General features: G+C 41.1%; 16 protein-coding genes and 8 tRNA genes. 3 read left to right on the forward strand and 21 right to left on the reverse strand.

Annotation, left to right across the window (positions count from 1 at the left end; translation table 11 throughout):
- Both PQ578_RS21445 and PQ578_RS21450 read right to left on the reverse strand, forming a co-directional pair.
- On the reverse strand, window positions 1–935 hold a 935-nt coding region (locus tag PQ578_RS21445), incomplete at its 3' end, for an IS1182 family transposase (RefSeq protein ID WP_273837147.1).
- Window positions 936–1,069: 134 nt separating this feature from the next.
- A complete protein-coding gene (locus tag PQ578_RS21450; RefSeq protein WP_273837149.1) occupies window positions 1,070–1,735 on the reverse strand; it encodes a GntR family transcriptional regulator in 666 nt (221 codons plus the stop codon).
- 143 nt (window positions 1,736–1,878) lie between these two features.
- Between PQ578_RS21450 and PQ578_RS21455 the strand changes: the two genes are divergently transcribed.
- Complete coding sequence (locus PQ578_RS21455) at window positions 1,879–2,712, forward strand: YitT family protein (RefSeq protein WP_098443579.1); 834 nt, start codon at window positions 1,879–1,881, stop codon at window positions 2,710–2,712.
- A 45-nt stretch (window positions 2,713–2,757) separates the two neighbouring features.
- Here the strand turns inward: PQ578_RS21455 and PQ578_RS21460 are convergent, their stop codons facing one another.
- Complete coding sequence (locus PQ578_RS21460; RefSeq protein ID WP_273837151.1) at window positions 2,758–3,240, reverse strand: dihydrofolate reductase; 483 nt, start codon at window positions 3,238–3,240, stop codon at window positions 2,758–2,760.
- A complete protein-coding gene (locus PQ578_RS21465; RefSeq protein WP_159782499.1) occupies window positions 3,237–4,031 on the reverse strand; it encodes a thymidylate synthase in 795 nt (264 codons plus the stop codon). The genes PQ578_RS21460 and PQ578_RS21465 overlap by 4 nt, the downstream gene beginning before the upstream one ends.
- A 150-nt stretch (window positions 4,032–4,181) precedes the next feature.
- Here PQ578_RS21465 and PQ578_RS21470 point away from each other — a divergent pair, with 150 nt between their 5' ends.
- Complete coding sequence (locus PQ578_RS21470) at window positions 4,182–4,625, forward strand: Hsp20/alpha crystallin family protein (protein ID WP_098443576.1); 444 nt, start codon at window positions 4,182–4,184, stop codon at window positions 4,623–4,625.
- A 34-nt stretch (window positions 4,626–4,659) separates the two neighbouring features.
- Here PQ578_RS21470 and trxB read toward each other — a convergent pair whose 3' ends face one another.
- The gene (trxB, locus tag PQ578_RS21475) at window positions 4,660–5,601 is read right to left on the reverse strand and encodes a thioredoxin-disulfide reductase (protein WP_273837156.1); all 942 of its coding nucleotides are present in this window, start codon (window positions 5,599–5,601) and stop codon (window positions 4,660–4,662) included.
- 190 nt (window positions 5,602–5,791) lie between these two features.
- Here trxB and PQ578_RS21480 point away from each other — a divergent pair, with 190 nt between their 5' ends.
- A complete protein-coding gene (locus PQ578_RS21480; protein ID WP_098443574.1) occupies window positions 5,792–6,028 on the forward strand; it encodes a YuzB family protein in 237 nt (78 codons plus the stop codon).
- A gap of 192 nt (window positions 6,029–6,220) precedes the next feature.
- Here PQ578_RS21480 and PQ578_RS21485 read toward each other — a convergent pair whose 3' ends face one another.
- The 16 genes from PQ578_RS21485 to PQ578_RS21560 form a co-directional block, all read right to left on the reverse strand.
- Window positions 6,221–6,448 (reverse strand): hypothetical protein, encoded by a 228-nt coding sequence (locus PQ578_RS21485; protein WP_098443573.1) that lies wholly within the window; start codon window positions 6,446–6,448, stop codon window positions 6,221–6,223.
- 56 nt (window positions 6,449–6,504) lie between these two features.
- Window positions 6,505–7,149, reverse strand: coding sequence for a YpjP family protein (locus tag PQ578_RS21490; RefSeq protein WP_273837157.1), 645 nt, complete (start codon window positions 7,147–7,149; stop codon window positions 6,505–6,507).
- Between the two features lie 132 nt (window positions 7,150–7,281).
- Entirely contained in the window at window positions 7,282–7,611 is a 330-nt protein-coding gene (locus PQ578_RS21495; protein ID WP_273837159.1) for a transporter, read from the reverse strand.
- Window positions 7,612–7,738: 127 nt separating this feature from the next.
- Window positions 7,739–7,813: transfer RNA gene (locus PQ578_RS21500), tRNA-Glu, on the reverse strand.
- A 7-nt stretch (window positions 7,814–7,820) separates the two neighbouring features.
- Window positions 7,821–7,894: transfer RNA gene (locus PQ578_RS21505), tRNA-Gly, on the reverse strand.
- A 5-nt stretch (window positions 7,895–7,899) separates the two neighbouring features.
- Window positions 7,900–7,992, reverse strand: a tRNA-Ser gene (locus PQ578_RS21510).
- 10 nt (window positions 7,993–8,002) lie between these two features.
- Window positions 8,003–8,078: transfer RNA gene (locus PQ578_RS21515), tRNA-Ala, on the reverse strand.
- Window positions 8,079–8,084: 6 nt separating this feature from the next.
- Window positions 8,085–8,161, reverse strand: a tRNA-Arg gene (locus PQ578_RS21520).
- A 12-nt stretch (window positions 8,162–8,173) separates the two neighbouring features.
- Window positions 8,174–8,258, reverse strand: a tRNA-Leu gene (locus PQ578_RS21525).
- A 5-nt stretch (window positions 8,259–8,263) separates the two neighbouring features.
- Window positions 8,264–8,339, reverse strand: a tRNA-Thr gene (locus PQ578_RS21530).
- A gap of 176 nt (window positions 8,340–8,515) precedes the next feature.
- A tRNA-Val gene (locus PQ578_RS21535) sits at window positions 8,516–8,591 on the reverse strand.
- A gap of 153 nt (window positions 8,592–8,744) precedes the next feature.
- Entirely contained in the window at window positions 8,745–8,900 is a 156-nt protein-coding gene (locus PQ578_RS21540; RefSeq protein WP_273837161.1) for a hypothetical protein, read from the reverse strand.
- A gap of 126 nt (window positions 8,901–9,026) precedes the next feature.
- Window positions 9,027–9,782: an NRDE family protein gene (locus PQ578_RS21545; protein ID WP_273837163.1), complete on the reverse strand. Its 756-nt coding sequence runs from the start codon at window positions 9,780–9,782 to the stop codon at window positions 9,027–9,029.
- A 58-nt stretch (window positions 9,783–9,840) separates the two neighbouring features.
- Window positions 9,841–10,743, reverse strand: coding sequence for an oxygen-dependent tRNA uridine(34) hydroxylase TrhO (gene trhO, locus PQ578_RS21550; RefSeq protein ID WP_273837165.1), 903 nt, complete (start codon window positions 10,741–10,743; stop codon window positions 9,841–9,843).
- A 100-nt stretch (window positions 10,744–10,843) separates the two neighbouring features.
- On the reverse strand, window positions 10,844–11,239 hold the full coding sequence (gene kapB / locus PQ578_RS21555) for a kinase-associated lipoprotein KapB (RefSeq protein WP_273837167.1): 396 nt from the start codon (window positions 11,237–11,239) through the stop codon (window positions 10,844–10,846).
- Between the two features lie 74 nt (window positions 11,240–11,313).
- Window positions 11,314–11,922 (reverse strand): cell wall hydrolase, encoded by a 609-nt coding sequence (locus tag PQ578_RS21560; RefSeq protein WP_273837169.1) that lies wholly within the window; start codon window positions 11,920–11,922, stop codon window positions 11,314–11,316.
- Between the last annotated feature and the right edge of the window lie 144 nt (window positions 11,923–12,066).

The raw sequence follows: 12,066 nt of genomic DNA on the forward strand, positions 1-12,066 counted from the left end.
CACTTTGGAATGAATCCTTTTCGTGATTGATACCGACGATGGGCAATAACGCCAAACACCTTTCGCTGAGCTAAACCATGACAAATCGGACTGGTAAGGTAACCGGCATCTAATCCAACAGCTTCAACATGAAATCCAAATCGCTTGATCTGACGGTCCAAACGCTGTAAATAAGGCTTCGAATCATGAATGTTGCCAGGAGTAATATGGACGTCGGTAATAATGTTGTATTTTATATCTGTCGTGCGGTGATCCAAATAGAAAAACCCCTCGGGTTTGTGGTCACGATACAAATAACCACTCTCTGGATCGGTATGACTGACTTTAATCTCTTTGGTTTTCTTCACCTCCTCCTTATCCTTTAGTGGCTTTTTTCCGTGATCAGCCCGATCCTGTTCCACAGCTTCATTCAATTCTTCTATATAATCTGCGGTTTCGACGTGAACTTCTTTTCTGGAAAACTTCTTTTTATTGGCGTTTGCTTTTAAATGGGTGGAGTCCGTATAAAGCACGCGACCTGAAACCATTCGGTGATTCATCGCTTGATGAACGATTTCATCAAAGACCTCCTGGAAGATATCCGTCTCATGAAATCTCATTCTGCGGTTCCAGCTAATGGTGGAGTGGTGAGGAACGGAGTCTGTTAAATTCAAGCCAAGAAACCAACGGTAAGCGACATTCGTTTGAATTTGGCGTTCTAATTCTCGCTCAGAACGGATGCCATAAATATACCCAATGAACATCATTTTAAATAACACAAGAGGGTCTAGAGAAGGTCGACCATTATCTTCACAATAGTAGGGACGTACTTTCTCGGGAATAAAGGAAAAATCTATGTAGTGGTCAATTTTTCGAAGTAAATGGTTTTCAGGTACAAGCTCTTCAATGGTCACCATTTCTAATTCGTTTTGTCGATTTTGTCTAGATTGGAACATTAAAATCACCGCCTAAATAGAATCTATCTATAGGATAACAAAACAAAATGGATAATTGAGGGAAAAGAGATAAAAAAAACAGGCTGTCGAGACTTTCTCGACAGCCTGACGAGCTATACAAAGCTCGTCTTTTTTTAGAATAATTTCGTAAGCGACTGATGTTTGTGCTTGTCTTTCTCGAGTTTTGTTAAACTACGATTAAGGTGTTCCTTCACCACTTCAAGAAGGCTTTCCTTATCATTCATCTCGATAAGCTGGATTATTTGATGATGTTCGAGGAGATCATTTTCATCGTTTTCTCTAAAAACATCATACAAAATCATATATATGGTGATTTGGTTTAATATCCGCTCCATAAAATCAATCAAATAACGATTTCCACTCGCATTTGCCATTATAAGATGAAACGTTTTATTTTGCTCATGGTATACAAGCATGTCCCCCGCTTCAAAAGCTTTACTCATCTCCTCTGTATGAGATTTTAACAACGCTATATGTGTTTTCACTAGTTTAGAGTATCCTTCTCTGATTGCCATTTCTTCTAAGACCTTTCTCATTTCAAAAGCCTGAATCATCTCTTCCATTGTCGGTTGAACGATAAATGCCCCTTTATTCGGAATGACATCGACAAGTCCCTCTGCTTCTAACTTCGAAATGGCGCTACGAATCGGCGTTCTGCTAGCATTTACTTTCGCTGCAATTGCACTTTCAAACAGCTGATTTCCGGGTGCAATTTGTCTCCTCAATATTGCATTCTTAATAAGCTGATATACTTTTTGCTCGACCGTTTCTTTTCGCATATCTCAAGACCCGCCTTACCTTTCTTTTCCCTCATTTTAACATATGGATTGTTTTTTTGAACAATATTGTTGAACAATCTTGTTCGACTTTATCCGATATGATATATTATCCTACGTATTCAGGAACAGAACGGAGTGATAAAATGAATAACACCGGAAAAGAAATCACTTTAATTATTATTGGATCGCTATTCTTTGCGCTTGGAGTAAACTTGTTTGCGATTCCGAATGAATTAGGTGAAGGTGGCGTAACCGGTATTTCCATGACGCTATATTATATTCTTGATTGGTCACCGGGAATTACGAACTTTGTAATGAACGCTGTACTTTTAGCGATTGGATACAAAGTACTAAACAAACGAGTAACTTGGTACACAATGCTTGCCATTTTCTTTAGCTCCTTATTTATCCAGCTCACTGAGGGAATGGGCGAACCTCTTGATATTATGCTTGGTACTGTCTTTGCAGGTGTGTTCATCGGGATTGGACTTGGCCTTGTTCTTCGCTCCGGTGGAACAACCGGCGGCTCTACGATTGTAGCCAGAATGCTCAACCAGCACTTTGGATGGAGCGTTAGTACATCGATGTTTGTATTCGATATTCTAGTCGTTCTCGGTTCTTCTGTCGTTATTGGAATTGAAAATACGATGTACACGGGAATTTCTATCTATATTAGTACGAAGATATTGGACTATTTAATTGATGGATTTGATACACGAAAAGCCGTTACTATTATTTCAAATAGCACCGTCGCAATCGCAGAAAAAGTAAGCGAAGAAATGGACCGAGGCGTTACAGTCATTAATGCACGAGGTCATTATTCCAATGAATCAAAAGATATTCTATACGTTGTGATTAATAAACAGGAACTTTTCCTCCTTAAAAAGATGATACAGCAAGTAGATGATAAAGCTTTTGTTGTCGTTCATGATGTTCGCGATGTTTTCGGCGAAGGCTTTACTTTCCCGAAAACGTAGTGATCAAAGAATCCCCCGGTGAAGTTCACCGGGGGATTCTTTGCATTAGACTCGATCGTATACTACAAAATCAAAATCATGTTGATTTCGCTCATCGCTTTCATGTTTTTCTCGCGATGTTTCTTTCCAATCGTCTTTAGAGAAATTAGGGAAATACGTATCCCCTTTAAATGTTTCATGAATTTCAGTAATGTATAGACGATCCGCATACGGCAAAATTTGCCGATAAATTTCCGCTCCACCGATCACGAACCACTCTTTTTCCTCACGATTTGTAAGATCGAGAAAGGCTTCGATTGAATGGAGGATCGTAACCCCTTCATATTCGAGATTTTTTCTCGTGATCAGATAGTTTTCACGTCCGGGTAACGCTCTTCCAATCGATACGAACGTTTTTCTTCCCATCACGATCGACTTTCCAGTGGTCATTCGCTTAAAGTAAGCAAGATCAGCTGGCAGATGCCATGGAAGATCGTTGTCTTTACCAATTAGCTGCTTTTCATCCATTGCAAGAAGAAATGAAATCATACAGAAACCTCTCCTTTAATATGAGGGTGAGGATGATAATCCGTTAATTCAAAGTCCTCAAATGAGAAATCAAAGATGGATTTCACTTCTGGGTTAATTTTCATTTTGGGAAGGTCTTTCGTATCACGCGTAAGTTGAAGCTGAACTTGCTCGATATGGTTGTTATAAATGTGAGCATCGCCTAACGTATGAATAAACTCACCGGGCTCTAAGTCACACACTTGTGCCATCATCATAGTGAGAAGCGCATATGAAGCGATGTTAAATGGTACGCCAAGAAAAACATCAGCAGACCGCTGATAAAGCTGACAAGAAAGTTTACCATCCGCTACGTAAAACTGGAAAAGACAGTGACATGGAGGCAAAGCCATTTCATCAACTTCAGAAGGGTTCCATGCCGTTACGATCATTCTCCTGGAATTCGGATTTGTTTTTATTTGCTCAACCACTTTTGCAATTTGATCAACTGTCGATCCGTCTGCTCCTGTCCATGAACGCCACTGATGACCGTAAACGGGACCAAGCTCTCCATTTTCATCCGCCCATTCATTCCAAATACGCACGCCATTATCTTGAAGATACTTTACGTTCGTATCCCCTTTTAAAAACCAAAGCAGCTCATGAATAATGGATCTTAGATGAAGTTTTTTTGTTGTTAATGCAGGAAAACCCTCCTGCAAATCAAAGCGCATTTGATGACCAAACACACTCATTGTTCCTGTACCCGTTCGATCAGATTTTTTTGTTCCGTTATGTAAAATTTCCTCGCAAAGCTGCAGATAAGTCTTCATGATACTCCTCCTTAAATTCTCTACTGACCATTGTAACATGAAGAAAGTAGAGAAGTAACTTCGGAATCCCTTGTAAAAAATACCCAAAAGGAACCTTTTCCATGGGCATACATACTGTATATCAGAAATGTTGGAAAGGATGAATGTCAAATGGGTAAAGGCGATAAATTGCCGAAACTGTTTCAAGATCCCGCTATTCAAAATTGGATGAACACGTTTGATGATTTTTTTAAAGAGCCGTTTGCCAACCTGCTGCCTGCGCAGTCGTTTCGCGTTGACCTATATGAAACGGATGCTGCTTTTATCGTAGAGGCAGAGTTACCTGGTATTTCAAAAGAACAAATTAAGGTTGAACCGCTTGGAGATGGACTGCGCATTTCAATCGAGTCGAAAGAATATCAGGAAACACGAAACGATAAGCAAAAGTATTATAAACAAGAACGCTCCTATGCGAGTACGAGTCGCACAATCAAACTGCCTTATCACTTCTCAATGAAAAATGTGAAGGGAAAATACGAAAACGGCATTCTTGAAATTAAAATTCCAAAAGCCGACCGCATTCAAAACGATTCAAACTATATCGATATCCATTAAAAAAGCGTAGGGCACATGCCCTGCGCTTTCATGTTTACATACTCCAATCAATAAAGGCGTTTCCTTCTAAGAACCGCTCACAATCCATCGCAGCCATACAGCCTGTTCCTGCTGCTGTAATCGCTTGTCGGTAAGTAAAGTCCTGAACATCGCCACATGCAAATACACCTGCAACATTCGTTCTGGTGGTTCCCGGTTCCACTTGGATGTAACCTTTATCGTCCATACTAAGTTTACCCTGAAGAAAATCTGTGTTTGGACGGTGGCCTATGGCAACGAAAATACCATCCGTTTTCACAATTTCTTCTTTTCCGGAATCACTATCCTTCACTTTAATCCCACTAACTTTATTGTTTTCGGCCACAACCTCAATAGGTGAAGCATTGAGTTTCCAGCTGATTTTTTCGTTTGTGCGTGCACGCTCTTGCATGATTTTTGATGCACGTAAGTCCTTTCTTCGATGAAGGATGGTTACTTCTGAAGCAAATTTTGTTAAAAAAGTGGCTTCTTCCATCGCAGAGTCTCCTCCACCAATTACGACGATTTTTTTACCACGGAAGAAAAAGCCATCACACGTCGCACATGTACTTACACCTCTGCCCATATTCTCTGATTCACCTGGAATTCCAAGAAGCTTTGCTGAAGCACCAGTAGAAATAAGAACTGATTCTGCCATGATGTCGCCAAGCGTATCCGTTGTTAATTTAAAAGGACGTTCACTAAAATCAATGTCCTTCACCCAGCCGCGTTCAATCGTTGCACCGAAACGGAGCGCCTGCTTCTTCATGTTTTCCATCAATTCAGGGCCAAGAACGCCATCTGGAAACCCGGGGAAATTTTCTACATCAGTTGTTAACGTAAGCTGACCACCAGGTTCCGGCCCTTCAATGACAAGCGGATCCATATTTGCTCTCGCAAGGTAAATCGCTGCTGTTAAACCTGCTGGTCCTGTTCCTACAATAACTGCTTTATGCATAATGACCCTCCTCTATCGACTTCATTATGTTATTTTTCCTAATTATAAAGAAATAAACCCTTCTCTTACAAATTATATGAGTAATAGTCAATATGTTTCTTCGTTCATGCAAATGGTTGTCCATTTTCCTCCCTTCTTGGTAGAATGGAAACAGTTATGAATTTGTTAGGAAAACTTGAGGTGAATAGAAATGAATCCAATTGTAGAATTTTGCATGAGCAATCTTTCAAGCGGTTCACATAAAGCAATGGAAACACTAGAAAAAGATACGGACCTAGACGTCCTTGAATATTCCTGTCTTGGCCATTGCACGCTATGTAGCCAGGAAATGTACTGCCTTGTAAACGGCGAACGTGTGACTGGTGAAACGCCAGATGAACTTGTTGATAACGTCTACCAGTTCATCGAAGAAAACCCGATGTTTTAAGGAGAATCGGACATACTAAGTGTTGAATCCACATAGAGGAGGCACTTGTATGAAAAACCGTAATGCTTATGATCCTAAAACCGGGATCCAGGGCAAAAAAGAAGGCGAAGACGCTCTTCTGATGAATAAAAAAAGAGGCCCGCAAAACGCGCGCCCTAAAAAGAAGTAAAAGCCGCACGCTGCGGCTTTTTCTTATGCGATTCGAAACCGAAATGTGAACCAAAAATCATCATTTAGCAAATCCCCTGTTGCAATGATATGCTGTTCGCCTTCTTCATCGAGTGTAATCCAACTATTGTGTTCATCCCTGTAAACCGGATAAAAATTTCCCTCTTTAAACAATTTTCGCTGAAACGGGTTTTCTGAACCGACAAGCGGTTCTTCTTCAAAAACATCTCTAATGCATTGTACAAGTTCCATCTAGGCTGTAATCCTCCCTTACTACTCTCCAACCAAAAACACCCCGCGCACCTCTCTTAAGAGAGCCACTTAGGCGGAGTGTTTTTATCCCAATAAATTTTACCTACTTCATAATGCTCTTCAAAATTATCATCTGCTGCATGATAGTGAAAGTTAAACCAGTAGCCATCCTGAGGTGGGTGATCTCTTCGAACGTGAAAGCGCAAAAGGTCTTCTCCACTCTGTTCGCTGTATACATGAAGTATCCGCTCTCCATATCCGCCAGACGGTGATTCTGTTAAACGAAGCGTCCTAAGTTCTTCAATGTCGAGATCTGCAACAGATGCTACAATGGCTTCTGTCATTTTGGGAACGATTGACTCCGAATATTCGCTACCTACACGAGTTGAAATCGCTTCTCCAAACTTTGATAATCCCTGTTCTTCTGACTGACTACTTGCATAAGTGACAAAATGTGCAAGTAATTCAGTAGAAGGAACTTGAGCTGCAATTGTCGGCCAATCTGTAGCCTCTTCTTCCGTAGGTTCCGATAACCCTAAAGGCTCGTCCAATGAATCGAGAAGAAGATGGCCTTCCTCCTGATACGTCTCTGACGGCTCGTTTTTTTCATCTGCCAGGTATCCAGTAGGAATAACCGTTCCTAACGTCATAACAGCGACAAATGCTACAAATAACTTTCTCATCCATAGAGGAAATTTCATTATGTGCACCTGACTTTCGAAGATCAATAGTTAGTCTTATTTTCGCACGATCTATTAAAAAAAGCCAGATATTTACGCTATTTTTCACAATGAAGTCATGAAAAAGAGCGCCTCATGTAAGCGCTCCACGATTTAGCATTGAAACATGTCAATTCTTCTTAAGCTAATTCCTGTATAAACCCACCTTCTACCAGTCCAACGAAATCCGGATACAGACGTACTTCCTACAAATACCGGCCAAAACCAGAACGAATTGCCATCTCTCATCCAAATATAAGTAAATCGATACATGCATCTTCTAATTGAGCCAGGATCAACAGCAAATGTTCCTGCTTGCGCAGAAGACATTGGTCTTGGAGGCGGTGATGCAGGTGGGCTCGATGTTGGTGCTACTGGCTGCTGGCGATAAGCATCAGTGTTGTCATAGTGGTAAGCAATATGCTCATGTTCTTCATAATACATTCGGTCCATCCCCTCTCTTATATACAGCAATGTATGCGGTATCCAAGTGAGATGTACCGAAATGAAAACAACAAAAAAAGCATCTCTCCTGAGTATGCTTGAGAAAAATCATTTCGTTAAAGGATGCTGGTGACCCGTACGGGATTCGAACCCGTGTTACCGCCGTGAAAGGGCGGTGTCTTAACCGCTTGACCAACGGGCCAACAAAATGGAGCGGGTGATGGGGATCGAACCCACGACATCAGCTTGGAAGGCTGAGGTTTTACCACTAAACTACACCCGCAAAGATGGAGGAGGAAGAGGGATTCGAACCCCCGCGGGCGACTAAGCCCCTGTCGGTTTTCAAGACCGATCCCTTCAGCCAGACTTGGGTATTCCTCCGATATATAATTGGTGGAGCCTAGCGGGATCGAACCGCTGACCTCCTGCGTGCAAGGCAGGCGCTCTCCCAGCTGAGCTAAGGCCCCGTAATATGGTGCGCCCGAGAGAAGTCGAATCCCTAACCTTCTGATCCGTAGTCAGACGCTCTATCCAATTGAGCTACGGGCGCGAAAATAATATATGGTGCGGGTGAAGGGACTTGAACCCCCACGTCGTAAGACACTAGATCCTAAGTCTAGCGCGTCTGCCAATTCCGCCACACCCGCATGTGTGGTGCCGGCCAGAGGACTTGAACCCCCAACCTACTGATTACAAGTCAGTTGCTCTACCAATTGAGCTAGACCGGCGAAGTCTATTGAAGCTTAATCAGGTTGTCGTCTCTTCCTCTGCAAGCTTTGCTTTAAAGCAAGCTGCGTCGAGACAAGTCGTAGATCATTCGGTGAAGTCTTGCTCCTTGCTCTACCAATTGAGCTAGACCGCATAATTTCATGAGTAGCACCGCTTATGTTACCTTTAAAATTAATGGTGGAGGATGACGGGCTCGAACCGCCGACCCTCTGCTTGTAAGGCAGATGCTCTCCCAGCTGAGCTAATCCTCCATTAAACAGCGACTTCATAATCATACTATATAAACCGTTACTTCGTCAACACTTAATTTTATGTGTTTTTTCAAGGACAAGACTTATCTTATCATCGCTTTATGAAAAATACAACCCTTTTCCATAAAAAAAAGCGAGGAATTTCTTCCTCGCTTATACTAGTGTTTGAATGAGTGGTTTTTTCTTTTTATTTTCACGGAGTACTGGTCTTTTTTTAGTCACCATTTCAGAATCATATTTTCGGTATTCCTTCATATCAAGTGATTCCCTCAAAAGCTGATCTTCAAGATAGTGACGCTTTCTTTTCAAAAAAACCCCTCCTCATAAGTATTAACTCCCAATACCCCTGTATGCTCGTTTTGAAACTAGAACCTCTTACTTTATTTTAGATCGAAAAGTTACAGGTAACACATAATTTATTCAGCACCTGAAACTTTATTCCTCATTCAGGATAAATTGGTACGTGTTTTCCTTATCCTTTCCTGTTCGCTCGGTAAAGGTTACTTGACCATCCGGTGTAACGGTGATGATCGTTTGCGCTCTTGTACCGTAATTCTCAGATGAAATAAATACCGGTGAAAGCATTCTCTCCCATTCGATTGGTACCCCTGTTTCAGGTAATAAATGATCTGGCGCAGGATCAGCATGCGAGAGCATTTCAAAAAGCCGTTCCTGATCAAGTTCGTTTTTTTCTCGTATATAGTGGGTGAGCTCTTCCTTAAGCATCTCTACTTTCGGCCAGTTCGTATTCAATAAATGATTACTTACCGCATGAATGCCACTTTCTACTCTGGATATTTGGTTTTGCTTATTTGAATAGTAATAAAGGGTGTTAAAATCTCCCGCAAGTAAATTAAACCCATTGTACTGATCTTTCTTTTGTTGAACGGTTTTTAAATATGCCTCTGCTGTTTGATTCTGTCGTAAGTAATCAGCAGGTAAATCGCCTCTTGAATGCCTCTTAGGTTCTTCACCAGGCTCTCGATAATTTGTAAGCGCCGCAATTTTCCCTTTTGTTGTAACACCAAGCCATGTTCCCATTGCTTTCAAATCACGACCACCTAGTAATCCAGGTACATCGTCCCAATAATGCACAGGCATTGTTGGACGCTCGTAAAACTCGTCTCGATTAGCGACTAAAATAAAAGGGTATTTTTTATGAACATTTATTGCTACAGCAATTAAACACACCTCTACGTACCTCCTCACCCTGGTTAAGTGTAAAAAAAACGCAGCGGTATCCGCTGCGTTACATTTGCGCCATGTGAACTTCTTCCTCACAAGCTGATGAACAATATTGCTGATGTTCTTCTTTGCAAGAATCACATACGATATGAAGCTTGTCACACGTTACATTGGCACAATTAATGTACGTATCTGCCGGTTCTTCGCAATGATAGCATTTCCCTATCACCCTATCTTCATCAGTACGGTTCACAGGTACAGCAAGGCGATCATCAAAAACAAAGCATTTACCGTCGAAATATTTGCCTTGTACTTCTGGGTCTTTACCGTACGTGACAATCCCACCATGAAGCTGAGAAACATCAGAGAACCCTTTCTTTAATAAATATCCTGAAAATTTCTCACAGCGAATTCCGCCCGTGCAATACGTTAATACTTTTTTGTCCTTTTGGTCGGCAAGATTCTGCTCGATCCAGTCCGGAAGATCACGAAATGCTTTAATGTCAGGACGAATGGCATTACGGAAATGACCAATATCATACTCATAATCATTTCTAGCGTCAATAACAATCACATCATCGTCTTCTAGCGCTTCCATAAACTCCTTCGGCTCAAGGTAGTTACCGGTGATTTCTTTCGGATTAACATCTTCCTCAAGTCTTAATGAAACAATCTCTTCACGAGGTCGAACGTGCATCTTTTTAAACGTATGACCATGTGCTTCGTCAATTTTAAACACCATATCGTGGAAGCGTTCGTCAGCTTTTAGTTCTTCCATATACCGCTCAGTATCCTGAACGGTTCCTGAAACAGTTCCGTTAATTCCTTCTGTACCGACAAGCACTCTTCCTTTTAAATTCAAAGATTGACAGAACTTAAGATGCTTTCGAGCAAAATAAGCTGGATCTTCAATTTCTACATACTGATAATATAACAGCACTTGATATGCTGAAGCTTCTGATTGCAAATCAAAAACCACCCTTTACGTCTTCTTCACTTAGTACTTCTTATTGCAAGCCTAAATCAATACTATATCTTACCCGATTTAAATAGTGATGTAAAGAAGACTATCTTGTCGGAAAATACTCTTCTTTAAGTTTTTCAATTTCAATGAGAGAAGCCTCTGCCCATCTTCCGCCTTCATGCTTTAACTCAGCTTCTTGTGTACCAAGGGCTTCTTGCAACGATTCGTTGTAATTCGGAACGTCCCCTTCATAGTGGTTAATAGCTGATAACGGCACAAGAGCCTTCTCATATTGAGCCAGCGCTTTACGTTGATGGAAAAGCGGAACATCTAGCTGTTTTGGATTATGAAGATCGCCCTGTGTTGGGTGTTTCATCACCGCAAGCACTTTGACAACCGCTTTTGGATCCTTAAGGTCTACAACCTCTCCAATATACCTACCTGTCTTATATCCTGCTGTGACTATTTCACCTGGTTGAAACGTTTTTTTCTGTGTCATTTTCGCTTCACTCCTTCATCAAACTGTGGGTACAAGTCGATGATATCATAAAATCCTCCTTCGTCAGGAGGATTTTATCTTGTGAAGACATGTTTGCCAATTTCTTTAATAATATGCCTTGTCCGAATCCAATCGTCCGTGGCGATATCAGGATTATAATAAAACAAAGCACCTGAACTTGGATCTTGTCCACTAAGTGCAGCATAGACTGCTTTGTAGGACTCTGGTCCTGGACGCTGATCATATTGACCATCTGATACGGCCGTATATGCGCCACTTTCAAAGATTACTTCTTTTAGGCTATTTGGAAATTTTGAAGAAAGAACACGATTAATGGTTACAGAAGCTACCGCTACTTTTCCTTCAAACGTTTCGCCTCTCGCTTCTCCATTAACTAATTTGGCTAGCATTTCAATTTCTTCTATTGAATAGTTGGTAACGGAAAATTGATCCTTCGTTACTTTCTTAACATCATTCATATTTTTAACAGGAAGGTTAAGCAATAGTGCCACATCCTGCTTCGTTTCCGGTTCAGGCGTTTCACTAGGAGCAATTGCAGTTTGTTCTTCTTCGATCATCGGAGGTACCTTCATCATAGTAACCGCCCCTACTTGATGAGACTGAGCAGAAAACATCGTAAAAAAGAGACTTGTCATTATAATCGTCAGAACCGACTTTTTCATACACCCCATCCTTTCAGTAGCTTTTAACACGCCATAAAGGATAGAGGAAGAACAGCATATTTACAATAGGGAGTCATAGGGATGAGATCCACATATAAGAACAAAAAGAAACTCCTTCCAATTATAGAAGGAGTAAACACTCAT

The organism is Guptibacillus sedimenti (assembly GCF_028610665.1).
GTDB classification, from domain to species: Bacteria; Bacillota; Bacilli; order Bacillales; family Guptibacillaceae; genus Guptibacillus; species Guptibacillus sedimenti.